Source organism: Rhodococcus sp. 06-235-1A (genome assembly GCF_002258785.1).
Taxonomy (GTDB): Bacteria; Actinomycetota; Actinomycetes; order Mycobacteriales; family Mycobacteriaceae; genus Rhodococcoides.
Map to the genome: position 1 here is coordinate 16,093 of NZ_NOYI01000023.1, position 15,441 is coordinate 31,533.

At 65.0% G+C, this 15,441-nt stretch carries 16 protein-coding genes; 1 reads left to right on the forward strand and 15 read right to left on the reverse strand.

Translation table 11 applies throughout. The features are described 5' to 3' along the window. From secD to CH275_RS21850, 8 genes are all read right to left on the reverse strand, one after another. Positions 1-1,773, reverse strand: coding sequence for a protein translocase subunit SecD (gene secD / locus CH275_RS21815; RefSeq protein ID WP_094680359.1), 1,773 nt, complete (start codon positions 1,771-1,773; stop codon positions 1-3). 161 nt (positions 1,774-1,934) lie between these two features. Beyond that, positions 1,935-2,345, reverse strand: coding sequence for a preprotein translocase subunit YajC (gene yajC, locus CH275_RS21820; protein ID WP_094680360.1), 411 nt, complete (start codon positions 2,343-2,345; stop codon positions 1,935-1,937). Positions 2,346-2,483: 138 nt separating this feature from the next. After that, positions 2,484-3,512 carry a Holliday junction branch migration DNA helicase RuvB gene (gene ruvB / locus CH275_RS21825; RefSeq protein ID WP_179276289.1) on the reverse strand — a complete coding sequence of 343 codons (1,029 nt, stop codon included), beginning with the start codon at positions 3,510-3,512 and terminating at the stop codon, positions 2,484-2,486. A 54-nt stretch (positions 3,513-3,566) separates the two neighbouring features. Then, positions 3,567-4,172 carry a Holliday junction branch migration protein RuvA gene (gene ruvA, locus CH275_RS21830; RefSeq protein ID WP_094680362.1) on the reverse strand — a complete coding sequence of 202 codons (606 nt, stop codon included), beginning with the start codon at positions 4,170-4,172 and terminating at the stop codon, positions 3,567-3,569. Further along, positions 4,169-4,786 carry a crossover junction endodeoxyribonuclease RuvC gene (ruvC, locus tag CH275_RS21835; RefSeq protein ID WP_094680363.1) on the reverse strand — a complete coding sequence of 206 codons (618 nt, stop codon included), beginning with the start codon at positions 4,784-4,786 and terminating at the stop codon, positions 4,169-4,171. Before ruvC ends, ruvA begins: the two co-directional genes overlap by 4 nt. 107 nt (positions 4,787-4,893) lie before the next feature. Then, the gene (locus tag CH275_RS21840; RefSeq protein WP_094680364.1) at positions 4,894-5,652 is read right to left on the reverse strand and encodes a YebC/PmpR family DNA-binding transcriptional regulator; all 759 of its coding nucleotides are present in this window, start codon (positions 5,650-5,652) and stop codon (positions 4,894-4,896) included. 87 nt (positions 5,653-5,739) lie between these two features. Next, positions 5,740-6,342 (reverse strand): pyridoxal 5'-phosphate synthase glutaminase subunit PdxT, encoded by a 603-nt coding sequence (gene pdxT, locus CH275_RS21845; RefSeq protein ID WP_094680365.1) that lies wholly within the window; start codon positions 6,340-6,342, stop codon positions 5,740-5,742. Further along, the gene (locus CH275_RS21850) at positions 6,339-7,190 is read right to left on the reverse strand and encodes an acyl-CoA thioesterase (protein WP_094680366.1); all 852 of its coding nucleotides are present in this window, start codon (positions 7,188-7,190) and stop codon (positions 6,339-6,341) included. Before CH275_RS21850 ends, pdxT begins: the two co-directional genes overlap by 4 nt. 41 nt (positions 7,191-7,231) lie before the next feature. Between CH275_RS21850 and CH275_RS21855 the strand changes: the two genes are divergently transcribed. Next, a complete protein-coding gene (locus tag CH275_RS21855; protein ID WP_256991162.1) occupies positions 7,232-7,891 on the forward strand; it encodes a hypothetical protein in 660 nt (219 codons plus the stop codon). A 10-nt stretch (positions 7,892-7,901) separates the two neighbouring features. On the opposite strand, the gene pdxS is transcribed toward CH275_RS21855, so the two are convergent. From pdxS to thrS, 7 genes are all read right to left on the reverse strand, one after another. Continuing rightward, a complete protein-coding gene (gene pdxS / locus CH275_RS21860; RefSeq protein WP_094680367.1) occupies positions 7,902-8,843 on the reverse strand; it encodes a pyridoxal 5'-phosphate synthase lyase subunit PdxS in 942 nt (313 codons plus the stop codon). Between the two features lie 155 nt (positions 8,844-8,998). Further along, complete coding sequence (locus CH275_RS21865) at positions 8,999-10,024, reverse strand: NUDIX hydrolase (RefSeq protein ID WP_094680368.1); 1,026 nt, start codon at positions 10,022-10,024, stop codon at positions 8,999-9,001. After that, positions 10,024-11,148 (reverse strand): glycosyltransferase family 4 protein, encoded by a 1,125-nt coding sequence (locus tag CH275_RS21870; RefSeq protein WP_094680369.1) that lies wholly within the window; start codon positions 11,146-11,148, stop codon positions 10,024-10,026. The genes CH275_RS21865 and CH275_RS21870 overlap by 1 nt, the downstream gene beginning before the upstream one ends. Beyond that, positions 11,145-12,050 (reverse strand): phosphatidylinositol mannoside acyltransferase, encoded by a 906-nt coding sequence (locus tag CH275_RS21875; RefSeq protein WP_094680370.1) that lies wholly within the window; start codon positions 12,048-12,050, stop codon positions 11,145-11,147. The genes CH275_RS21870 and CH275_RS21875 overlap by 4 nt, the downstream gene beginning before the upstream one ends. Further along, positions 12,047-12,730: a phosphatidylinositol phosphate synthase gene (gene pgsA, locus CH275_RS21880; RefSeq protein WP_094680371.1), complete on the reverse strand. Its 684-nt coding sequence runs from the start codon at positions 12,728-12,730 to the stop codon at positions 12,047-12,049. The genes CH275_RS21875 and pgsA overlap by 4 nt, the downstream gene beginning before the upstream one ends. 25 nt (positions 12,731-12,755) lie before the next feature. Further along, the gene (locus tag CH275_RS21885; RefSeq protein ID WP_094680372.1) at positions 12,756-13,298 is read right to left on the reverse strand and encodes an HIT family protein; all 543 of its coding nucleotides are present in this window, start codon (positions 13,296-13,298) and stop codon (positions 12,756-12,758) included. A 1-nt stretch (position 13,299) separates the two neighbouring features. Further along, positions 13,300-15,360 carry a threonine--tRNA ligase gene (gene thrS / locus CH275_RS21890; RefSeq protein WP_094680373.1) on the reverse strand — a complete coding sequence of 687 codons (2,061 nt, stop codon included), beginning with the start codon at positions 15,358-15,360 and terminating at the stop codon, positions 13,300-13,302. Positions 15,361-15,441: the final 81 nt, after the last annotated feature.

Below are 15,441 nucleotides of genomic sequence, written 5' to 3' on the forward strand. Positions count from 1 at the left end.
TCATGCCTCCTTCGACGGCGCAGTGCCGGTCTTGACGGCAAGCGCCTTGTTGGCTGCGCGCTTGCGTTCGGTCGCGATCTGTTGGACGGCGCCGAGACCGTTGACGAACGGCTTGGACCAGAACTTCGACTTCGAGGCCAAGTACACCAGTGGCCACGTCACCAGCACCACGACGATGATGTCCAGGATCGTGGTCAGGCCGAGGGTGAAGGCGAACCCACGGACCTGCCCCACCGCGAGTACGTAGAGCACCGCCGCGGCGATGAAACTGACCGCGTTACCCGACAGAATTGTCTTGCGAGCGCGTGCCCAACCGCGCGGTACTGCCGAACGGAAGCTACGCCCCTCACGAATCTCGTCCTTGATGCGCTCGAAGAACACGACGAACGAGTCGGCGGTCATACCGATACCGATGATGAGTCCGGCGATGCCGGCGAGGTCGAGCGTGAAGCTGATCCATCGGCCCAGCAGAACGATGATGCCGTAGACGACGAGACCGGCCAGTGCCAACGACAGCGCCGTGAGAAGACCGAGGGCACGGTAGTAGAGCAAGCAGTAGACCAACACCAGCGCCAGTCCGATTGCTCCGGCGAGCAGTCCGGCTTCCAGAGAGGCCAAGCCCAGTGTTGCCGACACGGTTTCGGCTTCCGAAGACACGAACGACAGGGGCAGCGAACCGTACTTGAGGGTGTTGGCCAACTCCGAGGAACTCTGGGCGTTGAAGTTTCCGGTGATCGAGGTGGCGCTACCGGCAGGGGTGGCACCCTGGATGACCGGCGCACTGATCACCTTCGAGTCCAGCACGAATGCGGCCTGCTTCTGCAGGTTGGCCGCCGTGAACTGAGCCCAGGTGTTCGAGCCCTCCGAGTCGAACGTCAGGCTCACCTGAAACTGGGCCTGCTGACTGTCGAAACCGGACGTCGCGTCGGCGATCTGCTGCCCGTCGATGATCGTCGGACCCAGCAAGTAGACGGCCGTTCCGTCGGTCGAGCACGCAACCAGGGGCAGCGCAGGGTCGTCGTTTCCGGCCAGTGGGTCGGCCGCGTTGCAGTCGAGAGACTGCATAGCGAGCTGCTGAATCTGCGGATCCTCGCTCTGCCGGAGCGTCTTGGCGTCGGCGATCTCCTGGGCAGCACGATCTGCGTCCGACAGCGACGCATCGGTGGCGGGGTCTTCGGCCGGCGCATCCGTGGCAGGTGCATCCGTGGCAGGTGCATCGGGGGTGGGCGTCGGATCGACCGCAGACGGATCCTGAGCCGGGAACACCCGGCTCTGAGGCGCGGCCGGCGCCGCGGGGTCAACGGACGCTGCGGGATCGGCAGGTGCCGCAGGATCGGTCGGCGCGGCCGGATCGACCGGCGTCTGCTGCGCCCCCGTGCCCTGACCGGCCGACGGGGCAACCGAGCCCACCACCGGTCGGATGAACAGCCGCGCGGTCTGCCCGAGAGTGCGCGCCTGGGAGCTGTCATCGCCGGGCACCGTGATGACGAGGTTGTCGCCGTCGATGACCACTTCGGAACCGGAGACACCGAGACCGTTGACGCGGGTCTCGATGATCTGCTGCGCCTGCTTCAAGCTGTCCTGCGTCGGAGCATTTCCATCGGGGGTCCTCGCGGTGAGTGTCACGCGCGTGCCGCCCTGCAGGTCGATTCCCAACTTGGGCGAGGGGTCTTTGTCTCCGGTGAAGAAGACCAGGGCATACACCGCTGCCATCAGCACCGCGAAAACGGCGAGATAGCGGGCGGGCTGCACCGGTCCGCTGGAAGGTGCCACGGTGTGTGATTCTCCTCTGGGCGGTGGAAAGTGTCGGTTCCTGCGGGGCCTACCGGCCCGATGTGTCAGCGGTGAGCGGTGCGATTGTGCACCAAATCGGTCACCGCAGACGAAACCGCTGCCGGATTCTGCCTCCGACAGCGGTTCGAATCAACGCGTGTTCACTCTTTTTCGAGCCTCTTCGACGTCTGCTCGACGGTCTCGTCCGGTCGGCTCACGTCTGCCTTGCTGAGCGACGGTCCCGTGGTGTCGTTCGAGCCGAGGGCCGCGATGTCCGAGTCGGTGGTGACATCGACGTCGGTGTCGTCGAACTCGGAATCGTCGGGCAGTACCTCACGTACGACTGCACGCGACCAGGTGGTGATGACGCCGTCGGCGATCTCGAGATCGATCGTGTCGTCCTCGACCAGGACCACCCTGGCGTAGAGCCCGGCCGTGGTCACGACCTCGTCGCCGATCTTCAGCGAGTCCTGCATCTCCGTTGTCTTGGCCAGCACCTTCTTCTGTCGACGCGCATTGAGAAAGAGCGGTACCAGAAGGGCCACGATCAGCAGCGGAAACAGCAAATCCATCGGAAGGTCAGTCCTCGAAGCTCGGGTCGAAAATCGTCATTGTCTCGTGCGAGAGCGCCGCCGGTGCGGGCCTCGCAGCTACCCAGTGTGCCATCACCTGGAACCGGTTCGGTCCGTTCGTGTCTTGTTGTGCCCGATTCACTCGAATAAACCCTGCTGAACCTCCGAGGATCGGACAGAAATTCCGCCCACGGCGAGGTCCGGCGGCGGGGTCAGGCCGAGGTGCTGCCATGCGGCAGCGGTCGCGACGCGGCCTCGTGGTGTGCGGGCGATCATGCCGGCACGAACCAGGAACGGCTCACACACCTCCTCGACGGTGGACGGTTCCTCGCCGACGGCGACCGCCAGCGTCGATACGCCCACCGGGCCGCCGCCGAAACTTCGGATGAGCGCGCTGAGCACAGCTCGATCGAGTCGGTCGAGCCCCAATTTGTCGACGTCGTAGACCACCAGCGCGGCCTTGGCCGTCTCCTGGGTGACTGTGCCGTCGCCGCGAACGTCGGCGTAGTCGCGCACACGCCGCAGCAATCGGTTGGCGATACGCGGTGTGCCGCGTGAGCGCCCGGCGATCTCGGCGCAACCGTCCCGGTCGATCGGCACACCCAGAATCCCCGCCGATCGCATCAGAATGCGTTCGAGTTCGCTGGGCTCGTAGAAATCCATGTGCGCCACGAATCCGAACCGATCTCGCAGTGGGCCGGTGAGCGCGCCCGACCTGGTGGTGGCCCCGACGAGGGTGAACGGTGCGACCTCGAGTGGAATCGACGTTGCACCAGGCCCCTTACCGACGATGACGTCGACACGGAAGTCCTCCATCGCCAGATACAGCATCTCCTCGGCCGGACGAGCGATGCGATGGATCTCGTCGATGAAGAGCACATCCCCCTCGACCAGGTTGCTGAGCATCGCCGCCAGATCGCCTGCCCGCTCGAGCGCCGGACCGGACGTGAGCCGCAGCGAGGTTCCGAGTTCGGCGGCGATGATCATCGCCATGCTGGTCTTACCGAGCCCCGGCGGCCCGGACATCAAAATGTGGTCGGGGGTGCCGCCGCGCATCTTGGCACCCGACAACACCAGTTGGAGCTGCTCGCGAACGCGGGGTTGACCGATGAAATCGGTGAGGTTCTTCGGACGCAGACTCGTCTCGACGTCCAAGTCGTCGGACATCGCGTCCGCACCGACCTGGGATTCGGCGAACTGGTCGTCCTCGGTCACCTGGAACTACCTGGACTTTCCGAGGTACGCCAGCGCCGACCTCAACGCGGTCGACGTCGTGGCATCGGGCTGCTGAGCGAGTACCGCGTCGGTGGCTTCCTCGGCCTGCTTCACGGGGAATCCGAGACCGATCAGCGCCTCGACGATCTGGTCTCGCATCGAGTTGCCGACTCCGGATCCCGGCACGGCCGCGCTTCCGGCGCGTCCGACCACTGCGTCGACCTTGTCTCGCAGCTCGACGACCATTCTTTCCGCGCCGCGCTTACCGATACCGGGAACCCTGGTCAGTGCTCCGATGTCACTGTCGGCCAACGCAGTTCGCAGTGCGTCGGGCTCGTGCACGGCAAGAGTTGCCATGGCGATGCGCGGTCCGACGCCGGTCACGGTGAGGAGCAACTCGAACAGCTCACGCGACTCCTTGTCGGGAAACCCGTACAGCGTCTGCGAATCCTCGCGCACGATCATGGTCGTCAGGAGAGTCGCCTCGCTCCCCCGATGCAGGGTGGCCAGCGTCGCCGGAGTGGCGTTCACGCGGTACCCGACGCCCGCCGCCTCGAGCACCGCGTGATCGAGCGCGATGTCGACCACCGAACCCCTGATCGACGCGATCATCGTGCGCCCGCCTCCTTCTTGGCCATCTTCTCGATTCTGCGTGCCACGACGGCGCGAGCCTTTCGTTCGTCGGCCAGACGCGCGTCGTACTTACGTTTCTGCTCGGCAGCCATGGCTTCGGCCTTGGCCATCCGAGCGATCATCGGCGCTCGCCAGCAGTGACAGATTCCCAGCGCGAGTGCGTCCGCGGCGTCGGCGGGCGTCGGGGCCGTCTGCAGACCGAGAATGCGCATCACCATGGCGGTGACCTGGGCCTTGTCGGCCGAACCGTTCCCCGTGACTGCGGCCTTCACCTCGCTGGGAGTGTGAAAACAAACGTCGACGCCGCGCCTGGCCGCCGCCAGCGCGATGACCCCACCGGCCTGGGCGGTACCCATGGCGGTGCGCACGTTGTGTTGTGCGAACACTCGCTCGATGGCCACCACCGAGGGCTTGTGAGTATCGAGCCAGTACTCGGCGGCCTCGGAGATACGCAGCAGACGCTGCGCGAGATCCATGTCCGCAGGCGTGCGCACCACATCGACGTCGAGCGCAACCACCGTTCGGCCAACGCCACCCTCGATCAAACTGAGCCCACACCTGGTGAGACCGGGGTCGACACCCATAACCCGCACGCCACCACACCTTCCGCTTACGAACTGTTGTTCGATAGCGTAGCGGAGCGCACCCACGGATCAGGGATACGACACCCGGTCACTCACTGCGTCGGATGCGAGGGGCGTCAGTCCTCGTCGTCGAGCTCGGCCATGACCTCGTCGGACAGGTCGACGTTGGACCACACGTTCTGGACATCGTCGCTGTCCTCGAGCGCGTCGATGAGCTTGAACACCTTGCGTGCACCGTCTGCGTCGACCGGGACGTTGACCGAGGCCTGGAAGCTCGCCTCGGCCGAGTCGTAGTCGATGCCGGCTTCCTGCAGCGCGGTGCGCACCGCGATCAGGTCGGTCGGCTCGCTGACGATTTCGAAGGTGTCACCGTTGTCGTTGACTTCCTCGGCACCGGCTTCGAGCACGGCCATCAGCACGTCGTCCTCGTTCTGACCGTTCTTCTCGAGGGTCACCACACCCTTGCGCGAGAACAGGTACGACACCGAACCCGGGTCGGCCATGTTCCCACCGTTGCGGGTCATCGCCACACGCACCTCGCCTGCGGCGCGGTTGCGGTTGTCGGTGAGGCACTCGATGAGAATGGCGACGCCGTTGGGACCGTAGCCCTCGTACATGATGGTCTGCCAGTCGGCTCCACCGGTCTCTTCGCCTGCACCACGCTTGCGGGCCCGCTCGATGTTGTCGATCGGAACCGAGGTCTTCTTCGCCTTCTGAATGGCGTCGAAGAGAGTCGGATTACCCGTGGGGTCACCACCACCCGTGCGAGCCGCCACCTCGATGTTCTTGATGAGTTTGGCGAAAGACTTGCCGCGTCGGGCGTCGATCACCGCCTTCTTGTGCTTGGTGGTGGCCCATTTTGAGTGGCCGCTCATGCGATAGAGCCCCTTCCTGCTCGAAATCAGTGTTGTCGACTTTACTCGCCCGGTACCCCGCTCGGCACCGACCGGCTCGGATGGGTTCTAGCGGCGGCGCACCATGTCGACGAAGAGTCGGTGGACCCGGTCGTCCCCGGTGACCTCGGGATGAAAGCTCGTCGCCAGCACCGAGTTCTGCCGAACGGCCACCACCCGCCCTGCAGCCGGTCCGTGCGGAACGGTGGCGAGCACTTCGACGTGCTCGCCCACCCGCTCCACCCAGGGCGCACGGATGAAGACAGCTCGCACCGGCCCACCCTCGACGTCGGTGACGTCGAGGTCTGTCTCGAAGGAATCCACCTGACGGCCGAAAGCGTTGCGTCGCACGGTGATATCGAGGGAGTCGAGATGCCGGGCGTCGGGTCTGGTGTCGAGTATCTCGGACGCCAGCAGGATCATGCCCGCGCACGATCCGTAGGCGGGCAGCCCTTCGGCCAACCGCGCACGCAACGGTTCGAGAAGGTCGAACACGCCGAGCAGGTTGCTCATGGTCGTCGATTCCCCACCGGGGATGATCAGCCCGTCGATCTCTGCCAGTTCGGCCGGACGCCGCACTGTCACACCGCGCGCACCGCTCGATTCGAGTGCTGCCAGATGCTCGCGAACGTCTCCCTGCAGGGCCAGCACACCGATGGTCGGAGCGGTCACTTCAGCCCGAAGGGATCGACGTGAGGTTTCGTGGTGTCCCGCTCGAAGCGCATCAGGCCTTCCTGCACGACTGCGGCGACCATGCGACCGGAGGTGTCGAAGATTCGGCCCTGAGTCAGAGCTCGCCCGAAATCGGCCGACGGTGACGTCTGGTCGTAGAGCAACCATTCGTCCGCTCGGAACGGCCGAAGAAACCACAGCGCATGATCGAGGGACGCCGTCTGCGTGACGGCGTCCGGGTGCGGCACCTTGGCCGAACCCAGCAGCGTCATGTCGCTCATGTAGGCCAGTGCACACACGTGGAAGACCTGATCGTCGGGCAGCGTATCGCGGTAGCGAAACCACACACGTTGCTGCGCAGCGAAACTGGGATGCTTGACGGTCTGGTCGTCGGGAATGAGACGGATGTCCCACTCGGACCATTCCTTGTAGTACGAGTTGTCGTACTCGGCGAGGGTGGTGGGATCGGGCAGACTCTCCGGACCGACGACGTCGGGCATCGTGTCCTGATGAGAGATTCCGTCGTCGTCGGTGTGGAACGACGCGGACATCGTGAATATCGCTTTGCCGTGTTGAATTCCGGTGACTCGTCGCGTGCAGAACGACCGCCCGTCACGGATTCGATCGACCATGAACACAGCTGGCTCGTTCGGGTTGCCCGGCCGCAGGAAGTAACCGTGCAACGAGTGCACACGAAACTCGGGGGCCACTGTGCGCACCGCCGCGACGAGCGCCTGGCCCGCCACCTGACCGCCGAACGTACGGGGCAGCCGACTCGGGAAAGTCCGTCCCCGATAGATGTCGTTCTCGATCCGTTCCAATTCGAGAATGTCCTCGATGCTGGCCATGGCTGGTGTCCACCTTTCTGTGACAACGGCTCAGGCTAACAATGGACGGACCAGGCAAGATGGTCGGTGTGGGTCAACCGGTGCCGATATTTCCCGATCTTCTCGTGGAGTCGATCGTCGATTCGTGCCCGGACGGGGCCCGATCGATCGTCGTGATCGACGGCGCTGATGCTGCGCTGCCGGTCGACTTCGCCACGCGCACAGCCGAACACGCCCGCTCTCGGGGCCGTCCGGCTGCCGTCGTCGACCTGCACGACTACGTCCGACCAGCATCGATTCGATTCGAGTACTCCCGTACCGACGAATTGAGCTATCGCACACTGTGGTTCGACTACGACGCCGTGGCGCGGGAAGTGATCGCGCCACTACGGCCCGGTGGCCGAGGTCACTTCTTGCCCCGACTGTGGGATGAGACCACCGACCGATCGGCTCGTGCCCACAGCATCGAGGCCCCGCCGAATCAGATCGTCCTGATTGCCGGACCGATGCTGCTCGGGCGGGGTCTCGACGTCGACGTATCGGTACAGCTGCGCTTGTCCGAGGGGGCGCTACGTCGGAGAACCGACCCGGCCGACCACTGGACCTGCACGGCACTGCTCGAGTACTACGACGGGCTGGACTACTCCAGTGGTTCGGCCGAGCGGCCCGATTTCGTTGTCCGATGGGACCATCCGGACCGCCCGGCACTCGAACGACGTTAGCGGGCTACCGTCACCAACCGCGCTCGGCGAGCCGGTGTCCGACGGGAAGGTCGTCCACATTGATGCCGACCATGGCCTCACCGAGGCCACGAGAGACCTTCGCAAGGACGTCGGGGTCGTCGAAGAAGGTAGTGGCCTTGACGATTGCCTCGGCGCGCTCCTTCGGGTTGCCGGACTTGAAGATTCCCGATCCGACGAACACGCCCTCGGCACCGAGCTGCATCATCATCGCGGCGTCGGCTGGAGTCGCGATTCCACCGGCCGTGAACAATGTGACCGGCAGCTTGCCGGCCCGAGCGATCTCGACGACGAGGTCGTACGGTGCCTGCAGTTCCTTCGCCGCCACGTACAGCTCGTCCTCGGGAAGCGAGGTGAGTCGGCGGATCTCGTCACGAATCTTGCGCATGTGCGTCGTCGCGTTGGAGACATCGCCGGTTCCGGCCTCGCCCTTGGAGCGAATCATGGCTGCGCCCTCGGTGATTCGACGCAGGGCCTCGCCCAGGTTGGTGGCACCACAGACGAAGGGAACGGTGAAGTTCCACTTGTCGATGTGATTGGCGTAATCGGCCGGGGTGAGCACTTCGGACTCGTCGATGTAGTCGACGCCGAGACTCTGCAGAATCTGCGCTTCGACGAAGTGTCCGATGCGGGCCTTCGCCATCACCGGGATGCTGACCGAGGAGATGATGCTGTCGATCATGTCGGGATCGCTCATGCGCGACACCCCGCCCTGCGCGCGAATGTCGGCGGGGACTCGCTCGAGAGCCATGACGGCCACGGCACCGGCATCCTCGGCGATCTTGGCCTGATCGGCGGTCACCACGTCCATGATCACGCCGCCCTTGAGCATCTCGGCCATGCCCCGCTTGACGCGTGCGGTGCCGACTCCGTTCTCGCCGGATCCACCGTCGACCGATGCGGCGGCCGTGTTAGAGGCGTGTGGGGTAGTCAAGCGAACTCCTGTGTTCTTCGACGCCGTTGCGGCGCTGCGGGCTGATAGGTGCGATCGCGCGCGGCGCGATGTCGCGCCCAAAACTGTAGGCCTTTGCCCGCGCTATTCCCATAACCACTTGACGATTGCTGGACTGCTCGAAAAGGTCCAGATTGCTAGCGGATAGCGCGCACGTCCGGATCGCCGCGCCGAGCCAGAGCCACGTTGACCTCGTCGAGCAATTCCGCCAGATCCTGCGGATAGACGTTCTCACCGACTGCGCTGAGCGCGCGGATGTCGGATTCGGTGCACCACTGGTGCCCGGTCACGGTCCGTCGCTCGAAGTCGGTGAAGCCGGCACTCTGCGGCTCGAACTCCTGTGTTCGGTGGGCGAAGAACAGCTCCTCGGACCGAATCAGTGTTCCGTTGAACGGGAACGTGGCGACCCGGCGCCACAACGGGCCACGCAGATCGGCCGCGTCGACGCTCAGGCCGGTCTCCTCGTGCACTTCTCGCACTGCCGCCTCACGCAGCGACTCACCCTTCTCCACTGCCCCACCGATGGTGAACCAGAAGAAGGTGTCGGGCACCGTGGGGTCGTGGCCTCGCAACAGCAGTACCCGGCCACGCTCGTCGAGCAGCACGACCCGCGCGGAGGTTCGCGGAGTCGCCCGATTCTCGCTGCCGAACGTCGCAGCAGCAGAGCGCTCCGCGATCTCGAAGTACGACGGTAGGGCGGCGGTTCCGCCGAGATGCAACCACCGGACCGGCCGTCTGACGCGCAGTGCGAGGGTGTCGCGAACGGCGTCGTTGTGGAATCTGCGGGCGATCAGCACCCGAGCCTCTGCGTCGGCCAGTTCGGCCACCAGTTGCGGGGGCAGCACGTTCGGTTCGACGACCGCGAGCGCCATGGACACCGCGTTCTCGGCCTCCTCGCGCTGCGATCGGTCGGCCCGTTCGGCTCGATCGGCCAGCGCGGCGAGTTCTCGGCTCGACGGCACCGCGTCGCGGGTGGCAGCGGACACCGCTCGCGCGACGACGGCACGCCGAGCAAGTGCAGCATCGAGGGCCTGCCAGGCGAGATCGGTACGCACGTGGAGGCGATCGAGTCGGTTCGCCGTGCCGTAGGCCCAGAGGCCCACGACGAGAATCAGTACGGCGATCAGACCCAGGACCAGGATGGTGAGAGCAGACAGGGTCATCAGGTCGACGCTCGAACTTTCTGACCACCGAGGGTGACGGTTTCGTAGACGCGCAGGATCTGCTCGGCAACGACGGGCCAATCGTAGGTGGACACGGCTACCGAGGCGGCGTCGACCAGGCGCTCTCGAACGGCGTCGTCGTCCAGGATCGAGGTGACGGCTGCGGCGAGCGCATCGGAATCCTCGATCGGCACCAGCAGTCCGCAGGTACCGTCCCGCAGCACCCGACGGAACGCGTCGAGTTCGCTCGCCACGACCGGCGTTCCGGCCGCCATGGCTTCGACGAGGACGATGCCGAAGCTCTCACCGCCGAGATTGGGTGCGCAGTAGACGTCGGCGCTGCGCATTGCGGACGCCTTGGTCGCGTCGTCCACCTGCCCCAGGAAGGTCAGGTGCGATGCCAACGCACCGGCTTCCTTGCGGAGCTTGTCCTCGTCGCCGCGGCCTACGATGAGTATCTCGATGTCGGGATGGGATTCGACGAGGGCGGGCAGAGCGCCGAGCAGGACGGCCATCCCCTTGCGTGGTTCGTCGAATCGTCCGAGAAAGAGCACCGTGCGGCCGGGACGCGGATAGCCCTCCAGCACAGCGGCATCCGCGAAGGCAGGCACGTCGACGCCGTTGGGGATCTCGACGGCGTCGGAGCCGAGGGACTCGACCTGCCAGCGTCGGGCGAGCTCGGAGACGGCGATCCGGCCGCTGATCTTCTCGTGGTACGGACGCAGGACACCTTGAAAGGTGCTGAGCACCAAGGACTTCGTGGTGGACGTGTGGAAGGTCGCCACGATCGGACCGTCGGCGGCCTTGAGTGCCAGCATCGACAGGCTCGGAGCGTTCGGTTCGTGAATATGGAGCACGTCGAAATCGTTGTCCGAGATCCATTTACGGATTCGAGAGTAGGTCACCGGGCCGAATCGCAGGCGCGCAACGGATCCGTTGTAGGGAATGGCGAGAGCCTCGCCCGCCGACACCACGAAATCGGGTAGCTCCACGTCCTCCGATGCCGGGGCCAGGACACTGACTCGGTGTCCGCGTTCGATGAACACCTCGGCCAACTGCTGAACGTGAGCCTGCACTCCGCCTGGAACGTCGAACGAATACGGGCAGACCATGCCAATCTTCACGTGCCCTCGATTCGGGCGCGTCGCTCGGCCGACCAGTCGCTCATCCACAGGGGTTGAAGCATGTGCCAGTCCGCCGGGTGAGCCCGGATGCCTGCGGCGAAATGGTCTGCCAATGTCTGTGTGGCGGCGTCGATTCCGTGCGAGACGTCCACTGCCGGAAAGATGTCGAAGCCCCATCCGTCACCGTCGAAATAGCCGTGGACCGGCAGCAGCGTGGCCCCCGTGTCGATCGCAAGCTTCGCGGCACCGGCGGGCATCCGGGTCGGCTCACCGAAGAACGTCACCGGCACGCCGTGCTTGGCGAGGTCTCGTTCGCCGAGCAGACAGACCACCTTGTTCTCGCGAAGTCTCTCGCTCAGCGCGTGCAAAGGCGGCTGCTCACCGCCGCTGAGCGGGAAGATCTCGAAGCCCAGGCTTTCCCGATAAGCGACGAATCGTTGGTACAGCGATTCGGGCTTCAATCGCTCGGCCACCGTCGAGAGACCACCGTGCTTGCGCACCAGCCACATTCCGGCCATGTCCCAGTTGCCGCTATGCGGCAGCGCCAGTACGACACCCTTGCCTGCCGCGAGCGCGGCCTCGAGATGCTCCTGGCCGTTCACGCACCGGTCGATGACGGCGGCCTGTGCCACCAGATCCATCGACGGCAACCGGAATGCCTCGCGCCAGTAGCGGGCGTACGACCGGACGCTGTCGCGAATGAGCTCGTCGGGCACCTCGCCGGGGCTGGTCCCGAGGACACGAGCGAGATTGCGGCGCAATTGGTCCGGTCCACCGTTTCGGGTGGATGCGAAATCCGCGCCGCGATCGAAGAGACCTCTCGCCACGCCCTCCGGCAGCGATCGGACCAGTCGCCAGCCGGCTGCGTATCCGAGGTCGCTGGCTCTTTCGGAGACGTTCACGACGCGGCCACGTCGCCATCGTCGGCGGCCGGTGCCGTCGGAGGCACGATGATGTCGCGCGCCCCTTCCGATCCACGGACCGCGAGCACGCGTTGGAACACCGTCACGATGCTCAGAGCAGCAAGGATCCACATCGCCGGATAGATCAGACTGTCCAGCCACGGAATGTCGAAGTGTCGGCCGATGCCGGTGAAACCGGCTCCGACGAGAACGATGACGAGGCGATCGGGGCGTTCGATCCAACCGCCGTCGGCCGAGAGTCCGCTGGCCTCGGCGCGCGCCTTGGCGTACGAGATCACCTGTGAGGTGACCAAGCAGATCAAGGTGGCCACCAGCAGCAGCTTGTCCTGTTCGGAATACACCGCCCACCAGGCAAGACCGCCGAAGATCGCGCCGTCGGCCACTCGATCGCACGTCGCATCCAGGACGGCGCCGTACTTGGTACCGCCGCCTCTGGCCCGTGCCATGGCACCGTCGAGCATGTCGAAGAGTACGAACAGGGTGATGACGATCGAACCCCACCACAGGTAGCCGGCGGGGAACATCGTCACTGCTGCCGTCACAGTGACGACGGTGCCGATGATCGTCACCGAGTCGGGGGTCAGTCCGGTGCTGTTCAGTGCGCGCCCGAGCGGGGCGGTCACCTTCGACACCGGCGCACGGCCGAAAATGCTCAGCACGGCGCGTGCTCCTCTCGACTGTTGTTCATTCGTTCCAGGCCGACGCCAGCAGGGACCGCGTGTCGCGGAGCAACTGCGGCATCACCTTCGCGCCACCGATGACGGTGATGAAGTTCGCATCGCCGCCCCACCGCGGCACGATGTGCTGGTGTAGGTGCTCGGCCAACGATCCGCCTGCTGCAGCCCCGAGGTTGAGGCCGACGTTGAAACCGTGTGGACGGGACACCGACTTGATGACGCGAATCATCTGTTGGGTGAACGCCATCAGCTCGGCGCTCTCGGCGGGCGTGAGATCTTCGAGTGCCGCGACGCGGCGGTACGGGACGATCATCGTGTGGCCGGGGTTGTACGGATACAGGTTGAGTACCGCGTAGACCGATTCGCCGCGCGCGACGACCAGACCGTCCTCGTCGCTCAGCTTGGGGATGTCGGAGAACGGCTCACTCGACTTGGCCGAGGCCTGCGGGGCCTCGGCTATGTACGACATCCGGTGTGGGGTCCACAGTCGTTGCAGCCGATCGGGCTCACCGGCACCGGTGGCGACGATCGACTCGTCCTGTTCGGGCATGTCAACTCACTCCTGCGGTACTGGGCTGCACGAGGTCGGCGGTCGGTGACGCGTTGTTGCGCTGAGAGATCCAGTCCGTGATCAGGGTGATGGCCTGCGCAACGGGAACCCCGTTGACCTGTGTGCCGTCACGGAATCGGAAGCTCACGGCACCGGCCTCGACGTCGCGCTCGCCGGCGAGAAGCATGAAGGGGATCTTCTGGGCGGTCTGATTGAAGATCTTCTTCTGCATCCGATCGTCACTGGCGTCCACTTCGGCGCGCACGCCACGCTTCTTCAGCTCTTTCACCACCGCGAACAGGTGGTCCTGGTGCACCTCGGCAACCGGGATGCCGACGACCTGAACCGGTGCGAGCCATGCCGGAAACGCACCGGCGTAGTGCTCGGTGAGTACGCCGAAGAAACGCTCGATGGAACCGAACAGTGCACGGTGAATCATCACCGGGCGTTCCTTGGTGCCGCCCGAGGCGGTGTATTCGAGCTCGAAGCGTTCGGGGAGGTTGAAATCGAGCTGAATGGTCGACATCTGCCAGGTGCGCCCGAGCGCATCCTTGGCCTGCACCGAGATCTTCGGTCCGTAGAACGCGGCACCACCCGGATCGGGCACCAGATCGAGGCCCGATGCCGCCGCCACCTCGGCGAGGGTGTTGGTCGCTTCTTCCCAGACCTCGTCGCTACCCACGGACTTCTCCGGGTTACGAGTCGACAACTCGAGGTAGAAATCGTCGAGGCCGTAGTCCTTGAGCAGGCCGAGGACGAATTCCAGTGTGCTGGTGAGTTCGCCGCGCATCTGCTCGCGGGTGCAGAAGATGTGCGCGTCGTCCTGGGTCATTCCGCGAACGCGGGTCAGACCGTGGATGACGCCGGACTTCTCGTAGCGGTAGACCGACCCGAACTCGAATAGGCGCAGCGGCAGCTCGCGGTACGAGCGGCCGCGGGACCGGAAGATCAAGTTGTGCATCGGGCAGTTCATCGGCTTGAGGTAGTAGTCCTGGCCGGGCTTGCGGACGTCGCCGTTCTCGTCGAGTTCGGCATCCAGATGCATTGCGGGAAACATTCCGTCGCGGTACCAGTCGAGGTGACCGGAGACCTCGTAGAGATGGCCCTTGGTGATGTGCGGGGTGTTGACGAACTCGTAGCCCTCTTCGATGTGCCGCTGGCGGGAGTAGTTCTCGAGCTCGTTGCGGATCACACCTCCCTTGGGATGGAACACCGGAAGGCCGGAGCCCAGCTCGTCGGGAAAGCTGAACAGGTCGAGCTCGGACCCGAGCTTGCGGTGGTCGCGGCGCTCGGCCTCGGCCAGCAGTTCGAGATGCGCATCGAGTGCTTCGGTGGACTCCCACGCGGTCCCGTAAATACGCTGCAGATCGGCGTTGTCCTGGTTGCCGCGCCAGTAGGCAGCCGAACTGCGGGTGAGCTTGAACGCAGGAACGTACTTCGTGGTGGGAATGTGCGGGCCCCGGCACAGATCGCCCCAGATGCGCTCGCCGGTGCGCGGGTTGAGGTTGTCGTAGGCGGTCAGCTCTCCCCCACCGACCTCCATGACCTCCGGGTCGTCGATGCCGGACTTGTCGTCGATCAGCTCGAGCTTGTACGGCTCGTTCGCCAACTCCTCGCGAGCCTGCTCCACCGATTCGTACACCCGACGCGAAAACCGCTGTCCGGCTTTGACGATCTGCTTCATCTTCTTCTCGAGAGCAGTCAGATCCTCGGGAGTGAACGGCTGCTGTACGTCGAAGTCGTAGTAGAAGCCGTCCTTGATGAACGGTCCGATACCCAGCTTGGCGTCGGGAAAGAGCTCTTGCACGGCCTGCGCCAACACGTGTGCAGCCGAATGTCTGATGACGCTTCGTCCGTCCTCGGTGTTCGCCGGAACCGGCTCGACCTCGACGTCGGCCTCCGGTGCCCACGACAGGTCGCGGAGCTTGCCGTCGGGATCACGGACGACGACGATGGCGTCGGGCCCCTTGTTGGGAAGGCCGGTGTCGCGGAGCGCCGTACCTGCCGTCGTTCCTGCCTGCACCGTGATGCGGGCGGGCGAAACAGCGGCGACAACGGGCATGCTCACAGCGATGTACTCCTCGATCGGTTCTTCTGGCCAGGAAGGCCTCCGACAGCCTATCGGCAACGAGCCCCTCGTCGG